At 70.1% G+C, this 18,613-nt stretch carries 21 protein-coding genes; 9 read left to right on the top strand and 12 right to left on the bottom strand.

All coding sequences use genetic code 11. The features are described from left to right. Positions 1-57 precede the first annotated feature (57 nt). Positions 58-738 (bottom strand): response regulator transcription factor, encoded by a 681-nt coding sequence (locus tag ACWFR3_RS33640; protein WP_030362171.1) that lies wholly within the window; start codon positions 736-738, stop codon positions 58-60. Beyond that, positions 735-2,024 (bottom strand): sensor histidine kinase, encoded by a 1,290-nt coding sequence (locus tag ACWFR3_RS33635; RefSeq protein WP_453738464.1) that lies wholly within the window; start codon positions 2,022-2,024, stop codon positions 735-737. Before ACWFR3_RS33635 ends, ACWFR3_RS33640 begins: the two co-directional genes overlap by 4 nt. 283 nt (positions 2,025-2,307) lie before the next feature. On the opposite strand from ACWFR3_RS33635, the gene phoU reads away from it, so the two are divergent. Then, positions 2,308-2,988, top strand: coding sequence for a phosphate signaling complex protein PhoU (gene phoU / locus ACWFR3_RS33630; protein WP_190083747.1), 681 nt, complete (start codon positions 2,308-2,310; stop codon positions 2,986-2,988). Positions 2,989-3,073: 85 nt separating this feature from the next. Here phoU and ACWFR3_RS33625 read toward each other — a convergent pair whose 3' ends face one another. Next, positions 3,074-3,232, bottom strand: a complete 159-nt coding sequence (locus ACWFR3_RS33625) for a hypothetical protein (protein WP_453738463.1) — start codon at positions 3,230-3,232, stop codon at positions 3,074-3,076. A 114-nt stretch (positions 3,233-3,346) separates the two neighbouring features. Next, positions 3,347-4,642 (bottom strand): MDR family MFS transporter, encoded by a 1,296-nt coding sequence (locus tag ACWFR3_RS33620; protein ID WP_453738462.1) that lies wholly within the window; start codon positions 4,640-4,642, stop codon positions 3,347-3,349. Positions 4,643-4,852: 210 nt separating this feature from the next. On the opposite strand from ACWFR3_RS33620, the gene ACWFR3_RS33615 reads away from it, so the two are divergent. The 3 genes from ACWFR3_RS33615 (at position 4,853) to ACWFR3_RS33605 (ending at position 7,235) form a co-directional block, all read left to right on the top strand. Further along, on the top strand, positions 4,853-5,614 hold the full coding sequence (locus tag ACWFR3_RS33615) for a phosphoglyceromutase (protein ID WP_453738461.1): 762 nt from the start codon (positions 4,853-4,855) through the stop codon (positions 5,612-5,614). Positions 5,615-5,793: 179 nt separating this feature from the next. Then, positions 5,794-6,555 (top strand): DUF3159 domain-containing protein, encoded by a 762-nt coding sequence (locus ACWFR3_RS33610; protein WP_453738460.1) that lies wholly within the window; start codon positions 5,794-5,796, stop codon positions 6,553-6,555. Between the two features lie 56 nt (positions 6,556-6,611). Next, positions 6,612-7,235, top strand: a complete 624-nt coding sequence (locus ACWFR3_RS33605; protein ID WP_453738459.1) for a TetR/AcrR family transcriptional regulator — start codon at positions 6,612-6,614, stop codon at positions 7,233-7,235. A 26-nt stretch (positions 7,236-7,261) separates the two neighbouring features. Here the strand turns inward: ACWFR3_RS33605 and ACWFR3_RS33600 are convergent, their stop codons facing one another. From ACWFR3_RS33600 to mshA, 4 genes are all read right to left on the bottom strand, one after another. Then, a complete protein-coding gene (locus ACWFR3_RS33600; protein WP_453738458.1) occupies positions 7,262-7,480 on the bottom strand; it encodes a hypothetical protein in 219 nt (72 codons plus the stop codon). Between the two features lie 192 nt (positions 7,481-7,672). Further along, positions 7,673-9,346, bottom strand: coding sequence for a glycoside hydrolase family 55 protein (locus tag ACWFR3_RS33595; protein ID WP_453738457.1), 1,674 nt, complete (start codon positions 9,344-9,346; stop codon positions 7,673-7,675). A 114-nt stretch (positions 9,347-9,460) separates the two neighbouring features. After that, positions 9,461-9,964, bottom strand: coding sequence for a YbjN domain-containing protein (locus tag ACWFR3_RS33590; protein WP_453738456.1), 504 nt, complete (start codon positions 9,962-9,964; stop codon positions 9,461-9,463). Continuing rightward, positions 9,957-11,303, bottom strand: coding sequence for a D-inositol-3-phosphate glycosyltransferase (mshA, locus tag ACWFR3_RS33585; protein WP_453738455.1), 1,347 nt, complete (start codon positions 11,301-11,303; stop codon positions 9,957-9,959). The genes ACWFR3_RS33590 and mshA overlap by 8 nt, the downstream gene beginning before the upstream one ends. 236 nt (positions 11,304-11,539) lie before the next feature. On the opposite strand from mshA, the gene ACWFR3_RS33580 reads away from it, so the two are divergent. From ACWFR3_RS33580 to ACWFR3_RS33570, 3 genes are all read left to right on the top strand, one after another. Continuing rightward, positions 11,540-12,337, top strand: coding sequence for a class I SAM-dependent methyltransferase (locus tag ACWFR3_RS33580; protein WP_453738454.1), 798 nt, complete (start codon positions 11,540-11,542; stop codon positions 12,335-12,337). Between the two features lie 269 nt (positions 12,338-12,606). After that, positions 12,607-13,695 (top strand): NlpC/P60 family protein, encoded by a 1,089-nt coding sequence (locus ACWFR3_RS33575; protein ID WP_453738453.1) that lies wholly within the window; start codon positions 12,607-12,609, stop codon positions 13,693-13,695. Between the two features lie 239 nt (positions 13,696-13,934). Beyond that, positions 13,935-15,407: a PP2C family protein-serine/threonine phosphatase gene (locus tag ACWFR3_RS33570; protein WP_453738452.1), complete on the top strand. Its 1,473-nt coding sequence runs from the start codon at positions 13,935-13,937 to the stop codon at positions 15,405-15,407. A 96-nt stretch (positions 15,408-15,503) separates the two neighbouring features. Here the strand turns inward: ACWFR3_RS33570 and ACWFR3_RS33565 are convergent, their stop codons facing one another. From ACWFR3_RS33565 to ACWFR3_RS33555, 3 genes are all read right to left on the bottom strand, one after another. Further along, positions 15,504-15,857 carry a DUF2516 family protein gene (locus ACWFR3_RS33565; RefSeq protein WP_453738451.1) on the bottom strand — a complete coding sequence of 118 codons (354 nt, stop codon included), beginning with the start codon at positions 15,855-15,857 and terminating at the stop codon, positions 15,504-15,506. Positions 15,858-15,972: 115 nt separating this feature from the next. Further along, entirely contained in the window at positions 15,973-16,581 is a 609-nt protein-coding gene (locus ACWFR3_RS33560) for a hypothetical protein (RefSeq protein ID WP_453738450.1), read from the bottom strand. A 24-nt stretch (positions 16,582-16,605) separates the two neighbouring features. Beyond that, positions 16,606-17,064, bottom strand: a complete 459-nt coding sequence (locus ACWFR3_RS33555) for a helix-turn-helix domain-containing protein (RefSeq protein ID WP_453738449.1) — start codon at positions 17,062-17,064, stop codon at positions 16,606-16,608. 212 nt (positions 17,065-17,276) lie between these two features. Here ACWFR3_RS33555 and ACWFR3_RS33550 point away from each other — a divergent pair, with 212 nt between their 5' ends. Together ACWFR3_RS33550 and ACWFR3_RS33545 are read left to right on the top strand one after the other, a co-directional pair. Continuing rightward, a complete protein-coding gene (locus ACWFR3_RS33550; RefSeq protein WP_453738467.1) occupies positions 17,277-17,651 on the top strand; it encodes a helix-turn-helix transcriptional regulator in 375 nt (124 codons plus the stop codon). A gap of 10 nt (positions 17,652-17,661) precedes the next feature. Next, entirely contained in the window at positions 17,662-18,078 is a 417-nt protein-coding gene (locus ACWFR3_RS33545; RefSeq protein ID WP_453738448.1) for a VOC family protein, read from the top strand. Positions 18,079-18,114: 36 nt separating this feature from the next. On the opposite strand, the gene ACWFR3_RS33540 is transcribed toward ACWFR3_RS33545, so the two are convergent. Next, entirely contained in the window at positions 18,115-18,576 is a 462-nt protein-coding gene (locus ACWFR3_RS33540; protein ID WP_453738447.1) for a pyridoxamine 5'-phosphate oxidase family protein, read from the bottom strand. Between the last annotated feature and the right edge of the window lie 37 nt (positions 18,577-18,613).

Here is an 18,613-nt window from a genome sequence, read left to right as displayed (position 1 = left end):
ACCGGGTTCCCGCCCCTCCTCTGTTGTCTGCCGTGCGGCCGTCTACCGGGGAGCTGTCTACGGCTCGAACTTGTAGCCCAGGCCCCGCACCGTCACCAGGTAGCGCGGCGCCCCCGGGTCCGGTTCGATCTTGGCGCGCAGGCGCTTGACGTGGACGTCGAGGGTCTTGGTGTCGCCCACGTAGTCCGCGCCCCAGACGCGGTCGATGAGCTGCATGCGGGTCAGGACGCGGCCCGCGTTGCGCAGCAGCATCTCCAGGAGGTCGAACTCCTTCAGGGGGAGGTCGACCTTGGAGCCGGAGACCGTGACGACGTGGCGGTCCACGTCCATCCGGACCGGGCCCGCCTCCAGGGCCTGCGGGGCGACCTCCTCCGGCTCTCCGCGGCGGCGCAGGACCGCGCGGATGCGGGCCACCAGTTCGCGCGAGGAGAAGGGCTTGGTCACGTAGTCGTCGGCTCCTATTTCCAGGCCGACCACCTTGTCGATCTCGCTGTCCTTGGCGGTGACCATGATCACCGGGACGTTGGAGCGGCTGCGCAGCTGGCGGCAGACCTCCGTGCCGGGCAGGCCCGGCAGCATCAGGTCGAGCAGGACGAGGTCGGCGCCGTTGCGCTCGAACTCGTCGAGTCCGTCCGGGCCGGTGGCCGCTATGGCGACCTCGAAGCCCTCCTTGCGGAGCATGTAGGACAGGGCGTCGCTGAAGGATTCCTCGTCCTCGACGACGAGCACTCGGGTCACGGAAGGACCTCCGGGGCAGGAATGGGTTCGTACGAAGTGGTCTCGTCGGGCCGTGCGGTGTCGGCTTCGCTGCCGTCTCCGCCGTGACCGGATCCGCGGTCGCGGGTCGCGGCTGCCTCGGGCAGCCGCAGGGTGAAGGTGGAGCCCTGTCCCTCGGAGCTCCACACGGTGACCTCCCCGCCGTGCGAGGCGGCCACGTGTTTGACGATGGCGAGGCCGAGGCCCGTGCCGCCGGTGGCCCTGGAGCGGGCCGGGTCGACTCGGTAGAAGCGCTCGAAGATGCGCTCCTTGTCCTTGTCGGATATGCCGATCCCCTGGTCGGTGACGGCCACCTCGATGAGTCCCCCAGTGCCGAAAGCCTGGGAGGTGCCCCCACCCCCCGGCGCGTTGACCCGGCGGGCGGCGATGCCCACCCGGGTGCGCGCTGGCGAGTAGTTCACGGCGTTCTCGACGAGATTGCCGAGCGCCGCGGCTAGCTGGCCGCGGTTGCCCCATATCTGCAGGTCGGCGGTGCCGCCCGCGGCCATGGTGATCTGTTTGTGGGAGGCCTGGTGACGGCTGCGGTCGATCGCCTCCGCCACCAGTTCGTCGACACGGACGGGTTCGGCGTCCTCCAGGGGATCGTCGTTCTGGACCCTGGAGAGGTCGATGAGTTCCTGCACGAGGCTGGTCAGGCGGGTCGCCTCGATCTGCATGCGGCCCGCGAAGCGTTCGACGGCCTCGGGGTCGTCCGAGGCGTCCATGACGGCCTCGGAGAGAAGGGAGAGTGCCCCTACCGGGGTCTTGAGCTCGTGGCTCACGTTCGCGACGAAGTCGCGTCGTACGGCTTCGATGCGGCGGGCCTCCGTGAGGTCCTCCACCAGGAGCAGGACCAGGCGGGAGCCGAGGGGGGCCACGCGTGCGGAGACGGCCAGGGCCTCGCCCCGGCCGGTGCCGCGTCGCGGCAGATCCAGCTCGACCTGCCGTATCTCGCCGTCGCGGCGGGTGTCGCGCGCCATCTGGAGCATGGGCTCGACGGCGAGCTTGCCGCCGCGGACCAGTCCGAGGGCGTACGCGGCCGAGCTGGCCTTCACCACGCTGTCCGCCTCGTCGAGGACGACGGCGGATGAGCGCAGCACGGAGAGAACCGTGTCGACGCCCGGCGGCAGTACGGGGTCTGTGTGCAGGGAGGTCCGGGTGGGGCGTTTCAGGTCGCGCTCGCTCCAGCGGAACGCCAGCATGGCGATGACACCGGTGCACACCCCGGCGATCGCTGCCGCTGCGGCGACCGCCGCGTTCACGTCCATGCCTCCAGGTTATGCGCCTGGTGAGCATCAGCCCCAGCCATCAGGGGGCCCGCTCGAACACTCGTCGCCCAGAGTTCACCGAGGGGACGGTGATGGTTCACTTCCGCCGAACGGGTTACTCCGGCCCGCGCGGGGCCGGCTCCCCGGCGCGCACCACGCGTCGCCCATAGTTCACCTCGGTGACAGGGACGGTTCATTCGGGATGCCGGAAACGGACGCGTCGGAGCCGCACCGTGGGAGCGTGGGGGTCAGCCCCCGGGACGCACTAGAGAGGGACATCCACATGCGGGACGCGTACCACGAGGAACTTGACTCGATCGGCGAAGGCCTGGTCGAGATGGCCCGCCTCGTCGGGTCCGCGATCGGGCGCGCCACCACGGCCATGCTCGACGCCGACCTGAAGATGGCCGAGAGTGTGATCGCCGCTGACCAGAAGGTCGACGATCTCCAGCACGACCTGGAGGCGCGCGCGATAGCCCTGCTCGCGCGGCAGCAGCCGGTCGCCACCGACCTGCGCATCGTCGTCACCTCGCTGCGGATGAGCGCCGACCTGGAGCGCTCCGGTGACCTGGCCCAGCACGTCGCCAAGCTGACCCGGCTGCGCTTCCCGGCGTCGGCCGTGCCGCAGGATCTGCACGCGACGATCCTGGAGATGGGGCAGCTCGCGCAGCGCCTCATGGCCAAGGCGGCGGAAGTCATCATCACCAAGGACGTCGACCTCGCGCTCCAGCTGGAGCAGGACGACGACGAGATGGACCTGCTGCACCGCACGCTCTTCCAGCACCTGATGGACGACCGCTGGAAGCACGGCATCGAGACGGCCGTGGACGTGACGCTGCTCGGCCGCTACTACGAGCGTTTCGCCGATCACGCGGTCTCGGTGGCGAAGAGGGTCGTCTACCTGGTCACGGGCGAGCACGCGGACGAGATGCAGCCGACGGGGACGCCGGTGGAGGGCGCCTGAGCTTTTGAGGTGCGATGCGTATAAGGGGTGGGCCCGCACTGACTGTGCGGGCCCACCCCTTTGTGCTCGGTGGCTCTGTGGCGTGTCAGCCGCAGCCGCCGCCGCACTGGCACGTTCCGCCCGACTGGCAGCCGCAGCTGCAGCCCGAGCCGCAGCCGCAGGCGCCGAGGAGCACGAGCGCGGGCAGGCCGGGCGTATCGACCGGCTGCTCGGGGACGGTTTCGCTGATGCGGGACTCGGCCATGGGTCTCCTCCTCGATGGCGTACTGCCTGATGCCCGTTCCATGCCCACTGGGGAGGGGCGCACCAACGGCGCACACGCGCGCGGGTGTTGCTGGGCGGGGAGCGGCGGCGGTCGCTACGCGCGGGCGGGGAGATCGGCGGGCTCGCCGGGGGCGGGAGCGCCGGGGGTGGGAGCGACCGGCACGGCAACCGCGCCCACCGTTACCTCCTCCGCGGGCAGCCCCCGCATAAGCGACCAGTAGCCGAGAGCGGCGACCGTTCCGATGACCGCGCAGGTGCCCCAGAGCCACTGGGCGCCGAAGCGGTCGATGACGAAGCCGGACATCAGCGGGGCCACGAGCGCGGCGACGGCCCAGGACAGGGTGTACATGCCCTGGTAGCGGCCCCTGCCGTGAGTCGGCGAGAGGCGTACGACGAGGCCGGTCTGCGTGGGGGCGTTGACGATCTCGGCCAGGGTCCATACGCACACGGTGAGGGCGAATACGCCGATGGACCCGGCGAAGGCGGTGAGGCCGAAGCCGTAACCGGCGAGCAGCGCGGAGACGACCAACAGTCGCTGCGGATCCCGGTGTTCGATGAAGCGGGTGACCGGGATCTGCAGGGCGACGATCAGTACGCCGTTGACGGCGATGGCCATCCCGTAGTCGGCGGGCGTGAACCCGGCCTCGCCCATCGCGACGGGCAGCCCCACGGAGCCCTGCATGAAGATCAGCGCGACGAGGAACGAAAGCCCCACCACGCCCATGAAGCGCCCGTCACGCAGAACAGTCCCGAGCCCGACGTCCGGCTCCGACTCCTTCTCCAGGGCGGTCCGCACGGGCCGTGACTCCGGCAGCTTCGCGAAGACGACGACGGCGCAGACCATGGTCATCACGGCTTCGATGAGGAACCCGGCGAGATAGCTGAACTCGGCGATGAAACCGGCTCCGGCGGACGAGATCGCGAACCCGAGGTTGATGGCCCAGTAGTTGAGCGAGAAGGCCCGCACCCGGTCCTCGGGGCGGACGATGTCGGCCATCATCGCCTGGACGGCGGGCCGGGACGCGTTGCTCGCCATGCCGACGAGGAAGGCGACGGCGGCGATGGCCAGGGGGTCCTTCATGAAGCCGAGCAGCACGACGCTCAGGGCGGTGGAGGCCTGGGCGATGAGCAGGGTGGGCCGCCGCCCGAGCCGGTCGGTCATCACGCCCGCGCCGAGCGAGGAGACGACGCCGCCGAGGCCGTGCAGCGCGGCGACGAGACCGGCGTAGGTGGCGGAGTAGCCGCGGTCGAGGGTGAGGTAGAGCGCCATGAAGGTGGCGACGAAGGCGCCGAGGCGGTTGACGAGGGTGCTGGTCCACAGCCACCAGAACTCGCGGGGAAGACCGGAGACGGACTCCTTGGCGGCACGTCTCAGGGCGGCGAGTGGCATGCGGATTCCCCCACTGGATCAAGCAGAAATGTAAGCGTCTCTAGCGACGACCGAACATTACGACCAGCAGGCCGGGAAGAGCCACTGGATTAGCAGAACCCGTCAACTGACGCCCGGCTCCCCGCCCCGCCGCCGCCCCTCCCCTCGCCCCGCTGTCCGGGCTACGGGCGGACGCGCGGGGCACCCGGCGGTTCGATTACGCTCAGGGGCATGGCCGACGCACCGTACAAGCTGATCCTCCTCCGTCACGGCGAGAGCGAGTGGAACGCGAAGAACCTGTTCACCGGCTGGGTGGACGTCAATCTCAACGAGAAGGGCGAGAAGGAGGCGGTCCGCGGCGGTGAGCTGCTCAAGGACGCCGGCCTGCTGCCCGACGTGGTCCACACGTCACTCCAGAAGCGCGCGATCCGCACCGCGCAGCTGTCCCTCGAAGCGGCCGACCGCCACTGGATCCCGGTCCACCGCAGCTGGCGCCTGAACGAGCGGCACTACGGCGCGCTCCAGGGCAAGGACAAGGCGCAGACGCTCGCCGAGTTCGGCGAGGAGCAGTTCATGCTCTGGCGCCGCTCGTACGACACCCCGCCGCCGGCGCTCGACCGCGACGCGGAGTACTCGCAGTTCGAGGACCCGCGCTACGCGACGCTCCCGCCCGAGCTGCGCCCCCAGACGGAGTGCCTCAAGGACGTCGTCGTCCGCATGCTCCCGTACTGGTTCGACGGCATCGTCCCCGACCTCCTGACCGGCAAGACGGTCCTGGTCGCGGCCCACGGCAACTCGCTGCGCGCCCTGGTCAAGCACCTGGACGGCATCTCGGACGAGGACATCGCGGGCCTGAACATCCCGACGGGCATCCCGCTGGCGTACGAACTGGACGCGGACTTCAAGCCCGTGAAGGCCGGGGGCACGTACCTCGACCCCGATGCGGCGAAGGCTGCGATCGAGGCGGTCAAGAACCAGGGCAAGAAGAAGTAAGCCCGGGTCAGCCCACCGCTTTAAGCCCTCTACCTGCGAATTCTTCGCCGGTAGGGGGCTTTTTGCTGTCCGGGTGCCGTGGTTGGGGGTAGCCAGGTGCGTCACTTAGTGACACGATGTCATCAAGTGATGCACCGGGCATCGCCTCGCCACCAGACGAATCGGGAGAACCGACCACCATGAAGAGCAAGAACTTGAGCTTCCTGGAGACGAAGTCCGACGCGCAGGCAGTGCAGGCGGGACAGGCAGTGCAGGCGGGGCAGGAAGGACAGACCCTGCAGTTGGGGCAGGCGGCGCAGGCAGGGCAGGCGGCGGCCCCGCAGCGGCCCTCGGTCCTCGATCAGGCGGGCGGCACCAAGGGAGTCGTGTACTCGGCCCTGCCCGTCCTTGCCTTCGTCATCACCCACAACTTCCGCGGGATCAAGGCGTCGCTCATCGCCGCCGTCGCCGTCGCGGTGGCCATCGGCATCGAGCGGCTGGTGCGCAAGGAGTCGGTGCAGCCCGCGATCGGCGGCGTGTTCGGCGTCGCGATCGCCGCCGGCATCGTCTGGTTCACCGGCTCCGCCAAGGACTACTTCCTCATCGGAATCTGGGCGAGCCTGGCCGGCGCCGTCCTCTTCCTCCTCTCCGTCCTGGTGCGGTGGCCGCTGGCCGGCGTGATCTGGAACGTGGCCACCGGCAAGGGCAACATCTGGCGCGCGGACAAGCGCTCGCGGCTCTACTACGACGTCGCCACTCTGGTCCTCGCCACCGTCTTCGGCGCCCGTTTCGCCGTCCAGCAGTACTTCTACGCGACCGACCAGGTCGGTTCGCTCGGCTTCGCCAAGATCGCCATGGGCTTCCCGCTGCTCGCCCTGGCCCTCCTCGTGGTCGCCTGGGCCGCCCGGCGTTCGAACAAGCGCCTTGCGGAGATCGGCCTGCTGCCCGCCAAGGGCGCCTGACCGCCCCCGGACGTACGGCATGAACGCGGAACGCGGAACGCGAGCGGAGGCAGGAAATGAAGGAGCAGCGCCGTGAACGGCTGCGCCTGGAGATCTCCCGGGAGGCGTCCCGCCTGTTCTGGGAGCAGGGCGTCGACGCCACCAGCGGCGACCAGATCGCCGGGGCGGTGGGCCTGTCCACCCGCACCATCTGGCGCCACTTCCGCAGCAAGGAGAGCTGCGCCGAACCCATCGTGACGCGAGGCGTCGAATGGGAGATGCGCACGCTGCGCGGCTGGCCCGCGGACCTCTCGCTCGAGGAGCACTTCAGGACGGAGGCGAGCCGGTTCCGCCGCGAGGCCGACGCCGTCGAGCTCGCCGACAACGCGCTCGCGGTGCGGATGATCCGCCTCGCCGATACGGAACCGCCGCTGCGTACCGCCTGGTTGATGGCCTGCGACCAGGTGGAGCGCGAGATGGCCGAAATCATCGCGAAGCGCCTCGGGCTCCCGGCCGAAGACCTCCAGGTACGCCTGCACGCCGCGGCGGCCTCCGCCGCCGTCCGCATACTCAACGAGTACATCGGCGCGGCCCTCCTCGACGGCGCCGACCCCGCCGAGTTCGCGGACACCCCGGAACGCCTGGCATCCGCGGTCCGCGTGGCCACGGGCGGGGCCGTGGGAGACCCGGTCACCGCCTGAGCTCGCCGCGCCCGGCGCCCGAACGGTCAGGGAGTAGTGCCCACGTTCGAGATGCCCTGCGCGACGTCACCCACGGCGTCCACGATTCCGTGCCCGAAGGCGGTCGGGGCGATGAGCACCCCGAATACCAGGACCACGGCCATGGTCATGCCCGTGTTGAATCGGCTCCGGGCCAGAGGGCGTCTGCGCCACAGCAAGAAGATGATGACGGCCAGCAGGACCGCGAGATCGATCGTCAGCACCACTTGGCAACCCCCCACCACGCACCAAAGCCCCCGCTTCCCTGTCCTCCTATGTAGCTCGAACCACGTGGTGCAGTCACGCAGTTACCCACGGTTGGCGACATACCGTGCATCTTGGCTGGATCAGCCTGTGCCGGATGGATATGCCAGGAGACCCCCGGTGCGTGCGATCCGGGGGTCTCCTCCTGTTCTCACCTACTCGTTCAGCCGCAGCCCGAGACCTCTCTGCGCCTCGTACAGATTCCGTGGCCGCACCACGCCAGTGGTCCCGTAGAGCTCGATACGGGAGTGCAGGTCTCCGGAGAAGTCCGGTACGTCGATCTGGTCGAACTCTCGGACCTCGTTGATGCCTACCGTGGCGCTGTACGGAGCCAGTCCGTCGATCTTCGTCAGGCCCGCACGCTGGTTGGTGACCCGGATGTTCCAGTGGGTGAAGCGGGCACCGAAGAGCGGGCCCGCGCTCGCGTCTCCGCCGTGGCGGCCGTTGTTGTTGATCGTGATGTCCGTGCGCACGTTCGCGAAGGGCATCCCCCTGTGGCTGTCGAACGTGCCCATCTCCATCACGCCTCGCGACCAGACGTTGTAGGAGGACAGGCCCTCCACGTTGATGCCGTGAAGTTGGGTGCCGGAAGGCGCCGGGCCCGTGCGCTCGTCGATCCTGAAGTCCTCCACGAGGTTGTCGTGCGAGCCCTCGCGGCAGAAGTACGGGTGGTGCGCTCCCCTGCCCGCCACGCGCGTGCGGCGCACAGTGCAGGCCGACGCGCTCACCAGGCCGAAGCCGTTGTCCACGTGGCGCACCACGATGTCGTCCGCCCAGCAGTCGTACGCGCACTGGAACGTGACCCCGTTGTACCCCTTGTCCAGCAGGTGCGGGGATTGCGGGGTCTCCACCGCCTCCAGCGTGAGGGCCTCGACTCCCGCTCCCGTCAGTGCTTTCGCGTGCGTCGTCAGGCGCGGGTCCCACTCCTCCCGTACGTCCAAGGGGAGGGGGCGTTCGAGCGTGACCGTGCTCTTCTTTACTGAAGTGATCCGTACCGGCCACTCGTACGGGACGTATGACGTGAGCTTTGTCTTGTCGTCCCAGACGTATGCCGCCGGGCCCTCTCCCCCGCCCGCCATGTGCTCCAGGAGCGTGTGGTCCGCGTCGTCGGCCAGGCGCAGCAGTACGAGGTCGCCCTTGTGGAGGCGGGAGGTGTCCCCCACCCGCAAGGTGCGGTCGCCTCGCCTCGCGGGGGCGACGGTGCTCAACGTCTCCCACTCGTCCCGCTTGTTGCCCGTCCAACCCTCGAAAGGCCACGCCTTGGCCTTGATCGCCGCCGTCAGCGACTCGTAACGGGCCTGCGGGCAGAGCCAGATGAGGCCGCCGGCCCAGGACCAGCTGGACTTGTCGCCGCCGTAGCGCGAGCCGTACGGGCCGATCAGTTCCGTGAGGTTCTTCGTCGCGTGGAGGGTGGTGCGGTTGCTGCCCGCGCCCCTGAGGACCACGTTGTCGTGGGCTATGCGGATGACGTCGTCGATGCGGTACTCGCCGGGCGGGACGACGACCGTGCCGCCTCCCCTCGCGCCCGCTTCCGCCAGCGCACGGTTGATCGCGGGGGCCGCGTCCGTCGTGCCGTCCGGCCTCGCTCCGTAGTCCCGTACGTTCGCGACCACCTTGCGGCGCGGGAGGTGACGGGCTCCGGCGAGGGCGCCCGCGCGGGCCACGTAGGGGATCTGGGGGTGCGTGTACGGGGTTGCCGCGAACTCCCGCCACAGGGCGGGGGTTTCGCCGGGGCTCGCCCACGCCGCCCCGCCGGTCGCGACTGCTGCCGCCGCCACCGCTATCGCCCCGCCGAGTACGCCCCGTCTGCTGGGAAGCTCCATGCCCATGCCCGCCGCCTCAATCCATGGATGTGAACGCCATTCATGTCTGCGATGGGCGCGAGCATGCCACGAGCTCCCTGTACGGGGAAGATGTCGTACGGGGACTCTTGGCCTGCGGGACTAGCCCTGCGGCTGGGTCAGATGTGTGAACGCATCCAGGTTCCGCGTGGACTCCCCGCGCGACACCCGCCACGCGTACTCCTTGCGGATCGCCGACGCGAATCCCAACTCAAGGAGCGTGTTGAAGGAGCCGTCCGCGTTCTCCAGGACCGAGCCGAGCAGGCGGTCCAGCTCGTCCGGGGTGACCGCCGAGAGCGGGAGCTTGGCGGTGAGGTAGATGTCGCCGAGGGAGTCGATCGCGTAACTCACCCCGTACAGACGGAGGTTGCGCTCCAGGAGCCAGCGGTGGACCGCGGCGTCGTTCTCGTCGGGGTGGCGGATCACGAACGCCGTCAGGGAGAGGGCGTGCTTGCCGACCCTGAGGGAGAGCGTCGTCGACAGCTTGCGGGTGCCCGGCAGCGTCACCACGTAGGAGCCGCTCTCGGGGCTCTCCCACTGCAGTTCCGCATCGTCCAGCGTCCGCTCGATGATCGAAGTCGCGGCGTCGTCAGCCTGATCAGCCATGATGCGAGCGTACGCGACGCCTGTGCTCGTGCACCGCCGCCGTGTACACGTCCGCCGTGGCGGACGCGGCCGTGTCCCAGCCGAAGGATTGCGCATGCTGGGCCGCCGCCTCGCCCATCTGGTCCACGAGGTGCGGGGTCTCGGCGAAATCGCGCAGCACGCGCGCGTAGTGGGCCGGCTCGTGGCCGTCGATCAGGAAGCCCGTCACCCCGTCGCGCACGGCGACCGGCAGACCGCCCACCGACGCCGCGAGGACCGGGGTGCCCGCCGCCTGGGCCTCGATGGCCACCAGGCCGAAGGACTCGCTGTACGAGGGCATCACCAGGACCGAGGCCGCCCGGAACCAGTCCGCGAGCTGCTCCTGGCCCACCGGCGGCTGGAAGCGGACCACGTCCGCGATGCCCAGCCTGGCGGCGAGCTTCTGCAGCCCCTCCGGCTTCGCGAGGCCGCTGCCGCTCGGGCCGCCCACCACGGGGACGACGATGTTCGAGCGGAGCCGGGGACATCGGTCGAGGAGCTCCGCCACCGCGCGGAGCAGCACGTCCGGTGCCTTCAGGGGCTGGATGCGGCCCGCGAAGAGCGGGACGAGGGCGTTCTGCGGGAGGCCGAGGCGCTGCCGGGCCGCCGCGCGGCCGTCGGCGGGGCGGAAGCGGTCGAGGTTCACGCCGGGGTGGACGACGGCGACCTTGCCCGCGTCCGCCTCGTAGTGGCGTACGAGCTCGTCGGCCTCTTCGGAGGTGTTGGCGATCAGACGATCGGCGGCCCGCACGATCTGCGTCTCGCCGATCACGCGCGCCGCGGGCTCCGGGGTGTCGCCCGCCGCGAGGGCGGCGTTCTTGACCTTCGCCATCGTGTGCATGGCGTGCACGAGGGGCACGCCCCAGCGCTCGGCGGCCAGCCAGCCGACGTGGCCGCTGAGCCAGTAGTGCGAGTGGACCAGGTCGTAGTAGCCGGGGCGGTGGCCCGCCCATGCCTGCATCACGCCGTGCGTGAAGGCGCAGAGCTGGGCGGGCAGCTCTTCCTTCGCCAGGCCCTCGTACGGACCCGCGTCCACGTGGCGCACGAGAACGCCGGGGGCGAGTTCGACGGCGGGCGGCAGCGCACCGGTAGTCGAGCGCGTGAAGATCTCGACCTCGATGTTGATCGCCGCGAGGCGCTTGGCCAGCTCCACGATGTAGACGTTCATGCCGCCCGCGTCGCCCGTGCCGGGCTGGTGCAGCGGGGACGTGTGCACGCTGAGCATGGCGACGCGGCGCGGGCGGCGGTTCCCGCCCGGGAGCCGGAGCCTGCTGGGCGCTGCCGGCGAGCGACGGCCGAGCCTGGTCACGTACTGGCTCACGTGGCGGTCCTCCTGGTGTGCGCGCGGGCATGACTAAGCGGGCATGACTTGATGGAGGGCGTGCACGGTCCTCCAGGGGGTGAACATCGGAAGGCGCAACTCCATTTCCTCTTTGCCAAATCATTACCGGTTGCGTCTCAACCAATGACCTCGCCAATGACCTCGCCGGCAACCTCGGCAACGGCATCACCGGGCTCGACGAGTACCCCCGCCGCTGCGGCGCATACCCTCTGACCATGGCCTCCCGCACCCCTTCCCGCCCCGTGGGAACGGTGACGCGCGGGACCACCAACCCCAACCGGCTGCGCCGCATGGACCGCTGGATCGCCGCCACGCACGGCGCCGAGCTGCGCCGCTGCGCCGATCCCGTCGCCGTCGACCTCGGTTACGGAGCCGCCCCCTGGACGGCAGCCGAATTGCTCGTCCGGCTCCGGGCCGCGGCTCCGCGCGTGCGCGTGGTGGGCGTCGAGATCGATCCGGCGCGGGTCGCGGCCGCGAAGCCGTACGAGAGGGAAGGGCTCTCCTTCCGGCACGGCGGCTTCGAGATCCCGCTGCCGGGCAGGCCCGCGCTGATCCGCGCGGCGAACGTGCTCCGGCAGTACGACGAGGAGCAGGTCGCCGCCGTGTGGGAGCGGCTGTGCGGGCGGCTCGCTCCCGGCGGGCTGCTCGTCGAGGGGACGTGCGACGAGATCGGGCGGCGGCACGTCTGGGTCGCGCTCGGTCCCGATGGCCCGCGCACGGTGACCTTCGCGACCCGCCTCGGCTCCCTGGACCGGCCCTCCGACCTCGCCGAGCGCCTGCCCAAGGCGCTGATCCACCGGAACGTGCCGGGCGAGCCTGTGCACGCGTTCCTGCGCGACTTCGACCGGGCCTGGGCCGCCGCCGCGCCCTACGCCTCGTACGGCGCCCGGCAGCGCTGGATCAGGACGGTGCGGGAACTGGCCGCGGACTGGCCCGTGCTCGGCAGGGAAGCGCGGTGGCGGCAGGGCGAAGTGACGGTGCGGTGGGAGGCGCTGGCGCCGCGCCAGGGGTGAGATCGCGGGGTGCGGGGAGCTCGGTTCGCGGGGTGCGGGCAGAGCGGTCCACAGGGCGCGGGGAGCGCGGCCCGCGGGTGGTGAGGGTGAAATCGCGGGGTGCCTACGGGTGAATTCGCGAGGTGGGGGCGGGTGAACTCCGCGTGCGACGCGCCGGGGAGGGAACGATCTACCGGTGCCGTTCGTCACATGGGGCGGGTGGGGATCGGAGTTGCTGTCGCGCTCTGTCGGATTGCGCGTCGGCATGGCACCATCCCCGAGGCAACCGTATGTTACTGACGGTAAATCAGCTCTTGGGGGAGGCGGACGTGACCGGCAAGCGGAGTTCGACTGTGGCTGGCCTGGCGCTGATCTGCGCGGCAGCGGTGCTGAGCACACCCGCCGTGGCCTACGCGAGCCCGGCGAAGCCAACGCCCGGCAAGACCAAGTCCCTTGAGGACCTGCGCAAAGAGATAGAGAAGCTCTACCACGACGCGGGCGTCGCCACGGACGCCTACAACGCGGCGGAGGAGAAGAGCGAGAAGCAGTCCAAGCAGATCGTGAAGCTCGCCCGCTCCATCACCAAGGGCCAGCAGAAGCTGGACAAGCTCAAGTCCCGCGCGGGCGCCGCCGCCCGCGAGCAGTACCGCAGCGGCGGGGTCTCCTCCGAGGCCCGGCTGATGCTGAGCGAAGACCCCCAGATGTTCCTGGAGAGCGCCGGGCGGATGCGGCAGGGCCACAAGGCCACCAAGGGCATGCTGACCGAGCTGGAGCGGACCCAGGAAGACCTGCGGATATACGCCAAGGACGCCACCGCCCAGTGGAAGAAGCTGGAAGCCAACCGCAAGGCGAAGGCCGCGTCGAAGAAGAAGATCAAGAAGAAGATCGCCGCCGCCGAGGAGATGGAGTCCAAGCTCGAGAAGAAGGAGCTCGAGCGGCTCCGGAAGCTTGAGGAAGAAGCCCAGCTCAAGAAGCAGTCGGCCTGGGTGAGTTCGGGTGTCCTGGAGGACATCAAGGGCAAAGCGAGCGGGCCGGGCAAGAAGGCCATCGAGTTCGCCACCGCCCAGATCGGCAAGCCGTACGTCTGGGGCGCCGAGGGCCCGTCCTCGTACGACTGCTCCGGCCTCACCTCCAAGGCCTGGGCCGCCGCCGGCAAGGGAATTCCGCGTACGTCCCAGGAGCAGTGGAAGCAGCTTCCGCACATCGACATCAAGAACATGCGCCCCGGCGACCTGATCATTTATCACGCCGACGCCAGCCATGTCGGGATGTACGTGGGCGACGGCGCGATCGTGCACGCACCGCGGCCGGGACGCGACGTCACCGTCGCGGGAGCGGGATCGATGCAGATCCTCGGGGTCGTGCGGCCCGACAAGTAGGGGTTCCGGGCTCCACGGGACCCCGCGGAAGGCAGCACGAGCAGCGGTACGGCACAGGGCGGGCGGCCCTGTGCCGTACGTCATGTGACCCACCGCACCCCTCGGACCGCCTCTCAACCCTCCAGGCGTGATGTTCGTCATCCCGGTAGGAACCTGACGTGCCCAATTGCGGTCCTTGTCGCGGCATATGACGGTGGCTGTTTGCCGTGTGCCATTCCAATCGGGCCGCGCCTACCGCTATGGTCCCCGTCGGTGGAGCGTTCGACCGTCGACCCACCGTGCCCTCGGGGGGAGGGAAGGAAACCGAAGCCATGCCCGTACCCATACCGCGGCAGAGAGCGATCCCGGCCGCGGAAGGCGGTCAGGCTCACGCTCTGCCGACGACACCCGCACCCGCGCCCGCACCCCTGCCGGCGCCCGAAGCCGTGCCCACCTCCGTGGATCCCGCTTCCGTGGAGCCCACCTCCGTCGAGCCCACCTCGGTGGAGCCCGTACGCACGCCCGTGTCCAGGGACGCGAACCAGCAGTCGAGCGGACCGGGACTCAGCCTCCTGGTGATCGAGGACGACCCGGTGGGGTCCCTGAGCGTCCCGCAGATGCTCGACTCCGCGGGCAAGCCCATCAGGGTCCGCACCGCCCGCAACCTCACCGAGGCCGAGCGGCTGCTCACCGACGACGTGCACTGCATCCTGCTCGACCTGACCCTGGCGATCCCCGCCGCCACCCCCGAGGAGGAAGAGGACGAGCTCGCCACGCTCAAGCACGTCCTGCGCCTCGCGCCCCGGCACGCCGTGCTCGCGCTCACCGCGAGCGGCGACACCGAGGGCGGCGCGGAGGCCGTGCGGGTCGGCGCCCAGGACTATCTCTTCCGTGACGAGCTGGACGGACGGCTCCTGAGCCGCGCCATCCGGTACGCCGTGGAGCGCAAGCGCGCGGACGCCGCCCAGCGCCAGCTGACGGAGTCGCGCCTGCGGGCGCAGGAGAACGCCCGCCTCGAACGCGGGCTCCTTCCGACGCCGCTGCTCGACGGCTCACCGCTGCGGTTCGCCGCGCGCTACCGCCCCGGGCGTTCGCGGGCGCTGCTCGGCGGCGACTTCTACGACACCGTGCGCACCCCCGACGGCTCCGTACACGTCATGATCGGCGACGTCTGCGGCCACGGCCCTGACGAGGCCGCGCTCGGCGTGGAGCTGCGCATCGCCTGGCGGGCGCTGACCTTCGCGGGCCTGTGCGGCGACGAGCTGCTCGGCACGCTGCAGAAGGTCCTGGAGCACGAGCGCGCCGACGACGAGATCTTCGCGACGCTCTGCACGGTCGACATCGCACCGGACGGCCGCCGCGCCGGACTCTGCCTCGCGGGCCACCCGTCACCGCTGATCGCCCGCGACGGCCGCCTCGCCGAGCTGCTGCCGTACGAGAACAACGGCCCCGCGCTCGGACTCCTGCCGAACGCCCGCTGGCCGCGCCGCCAGGTGGAGCTCGGCGGCAAGTGGAGCCTGATGCTCTACACGGACGGCCTGATAGAGGGCCGCATCGGCCAGGGCAACCAGCGTCTGGGGCAGGACGGCATGGTGGCGATGCTCCGCCGCCAGATCGCCGCGGGCCTGCGCGGCGACGAGCTGCTCGAAGCGGCGGTGAATGAGGCGCGGGAGCTCAACGGCGGCGATCTGACCGATGATGTGGCCGTGCTGCTGCTCGACCGCGACCGTTAGGCGTTGCGCCGGAGCCGCGGTGACGTCGTGATTCGTCCGCGGGCCGGTGGGGGCTGGGCGCGCAGTTCCCCGCGCCCCTCAAGGCCCCTACGGGGCCTAGCGGCCGCCGTTGTACGGCCCGTACGGACCATCGCTGCTGGAGCCGCCCCTGCGGCCCCCGCCCCCGCCGGTGACCTGCCGGAGCGCGGGGCGTACGTCGACCATGTACACGATGGTCGCGATGAGCCCGATGATCGGCAGGAACGACAGGATGTTGAAGATCAGGTTCACGATGAAGGCGAGCCCGAGAATGATCAGCCAGAACGGCTTGGTCTTCTTGTCGGCGGCGCGATAGGCGTCCTCACGCCGGACGGCCGCGTCGACGAGCGCGAAGCCGCTGAAAACGATCAGCGCCAACGACAGCAGCCACATGAAGTTCGCGAACCCCTGCATCAGCACTACGTCCACCACCAGTCTCGGCTCTTGAGTACGCGCACACCGTACCCGCTACCCGGAGAACGGGCCGGGCACTTCAAGAGTGCCCGGCCCGTACAGCCCGTCTGCATGACAAGCGTCCTGCCGCGACCTACTTGGCGGGCGGCGTGGTCTTCTTCGCCGCCGGCTTGCGCGCGGCCGGGGTCTTCTTGGCGGCGGGCTTCTTCGCCGGGGCCGCGGCGGCCTTCGGCTCGGAGGTCTCCGACGCGGCAGCCGCCGGCTTCTCGTCAGCGGGCTTCTCGTCCGCGTCCGGCTCGACGGCCACGGCGAGCTCGTTGATCTCCTCGGCGGCCTCGCCGCGCCAGGTCTTCACGGCCTGCTCGCCGTGCTCGGCGACCTCTTCGTACTTCTCGCGGGCCTTCACGGCGTACTCGGCGGCCACGCCGACCGAGCTGAGGGCGAAGCCCTGAGCGCTCTCGCTCAGCTTCTTCAGGTCGGTGTCGAGCGTGCCGAGCAGCTCGGAGACCCGGGCCTGGATGGTCGTCTGCGCCTCCTTGGCGCGGGCGACGGCCTTGTCCTGGACGGCCTTCGTGTCGGTGTTGCGCACGGCGTCGAAACGGGCCGGCGCCTCGGCGATCAGCTGCTCGATGGCGCCCGGCACCTTCTTCGCCTGCTGGAACGCCAGATCGGCGGTGCCGACGACGAAGTAGGCGGGGGTGGTGTCGGTGAGGGTGTTGCGCAGGTCGTCCTTGATGGCCATGGTGCTGGTCCTCCCGGATTCGCGTCAGCTTGAGGGATGGTCCTTGGGGTCGGCATCACTGCCGTCGGCCGTGCGGGGGCCGTCAGCGGTGGCATCCACGTCGTCATCGACGTCCTGGTCCGAGTACCCGGAGACCTCGAAGCCGTTCTCTTTTCTGAACGACTCGTAGATCTGCAACAGGACCTGCTTCTGCCGCTCGTTGATGGAGGGGTCGGCGAGGATGACGGCGCGCGTCTCCAGCTCGTCCCGCTCCTTCTCGTCGAGGATCCCGGCCCGGACATACAGCGTCTCGGCGGAGATCCGCAGCGCCTTGGCCACCTGTTGCAGCACGTCGGCACTGGGCTTGCGCAGGCCGCGCTCGATCTGGCTCAGATACGGATTGGACACCCCGGCGGCGTCGGCGAGCTGCCTGAGCGAGAGCTGCGCGTTGCGCCTCTGCTCACGCAGATACTCACCGAGATTGCCGACGTTGAGTGATGCCATGCGTCGATACTGCCTGCTCGGTGCTAACTATTGCAAGCGGCTGCTTGCAATAGTGCGCTACGCCACTGATCACGTGACCGACCACAGGCCAAGTCCCGCTGTGCGGGACCGGATCGGGCGGGCGCCGGGCTCGCGCCCCGGGTAACGTGTCCAGCGTGGCTGCGTCTCCGTCTCTCTCCGACCTCGTCCGGCTCCGCAAGGCCCGCGACCGGATGGACCGCGACTACGCGGAGCCCCTGGACGTCCCGGCTCTCGCCCGGGCCGCCCTCATGTCGCCGGGCCACTTCTCGCGCAGCTTCCGTGCCGCCTACGGAGAGACGCCGTACAGCTATCTCATGACCCGCCGGATCGAGCGGGCCAAGGCCCTGCTGCGCCGTGGCGACCTGTCGGTGACGGAGGTCTGCATGGCGGTGGGCTGTACGTCGCTCGGCTCCTTCAGCTCACGGTTCACCGAACTGGTCGGCGAGAGCCCGAGCGCGTACCGGGCCCGCGACCACGAGCACGGCGCCGCCATTCCGGCCTGCGTAGCGAAAACCCGTACCAGGCCGGTCAGGAACGGAGAAGCGAAACCCGACGCCGGTACGTAGCGTCGTACGCATGGAAATCAACCTCTCCCAGTGCTTCATCGCCGTCGACGACCACGACAAGGCGCTCGCCTTCTACCGCGACGTGCTCGGCCTCGAAGTGCGCAACGACGTCGGTTTCGAGGGCATGCGATGGGTGACCGTCGCCTCGCCGTCGCAGCCGGACGTCGAGATCGTCCTCGAACCGCCGCTCGCCGACCCGAACGCATCGGACGCCGACCGGCAGGCCGCCGCGGAACTGCTCGCCAAGGGCATGCTGCGCGGCGTCATCTTCCGGAGCACCGATGTCGACGCCACCTTCGAGCGGATCCGTGCCGCCGGCGGCGAGGTGCTCCAGGAGCCGATGGACCAGCCGTACGGCGTCCGCGACTGCGCCTTCCGCGACCCGTCCGGCAACATGCTGCGGTTCAACCAGCCGCGCAAGCAGTAGCAGTAGGGCAGGCGGCCACGGCGCCCCTGCCCCCAATCACACCACCCACGCCCCCTCCCGCATGAGCACCCTGCCGTGCTGTTCGGTCTCGCCGCGCCAGGCCCGCACCATTCGCGGCGTCACGCGCAGGTAGCAGAAGGGGGCCTCCTCCTTGCGCGGATCCCAGCCGAATTTGGCGGCGAACCCGTCCCCGGCGTCCTGCGGGACGTCGGCGGCCGGGAAGCACTCCGCCGTGCCCTGCAGCAGCACCACGTCGGAGGTGTCCGGCAGCGCGAGGCGTACCCGTGGCTCCGTACGGACGTTGCGGGCCGTCACGGTGGTTTCGCCCGTGCACAGCCACACCGCCCGGCCGTCCCACCAGAACCACAGGGGCACCTGGTGCGGGCCGTGCTCCGGGTGAGCCGTCGACAGCCAGATGTCCCACTCCCGGTCGAGGCGCTCCAGCGTCTCGCGCCTGCGCTCGGGGCCTTCGCGTCGAGTGATCTCCGTGTTCCGCATGAACGCCGAGCCTAAGCAGCACCCCCGTACGCGCACA

The organism is Streptomyces sp. NPDC055189, assembly GCF_053606765.1.
The sequence above is the reverse complement of the archived record's forward strand: the minus strand, read 5'-3'. Positions and strand labels throughout refer to the sequence as shown.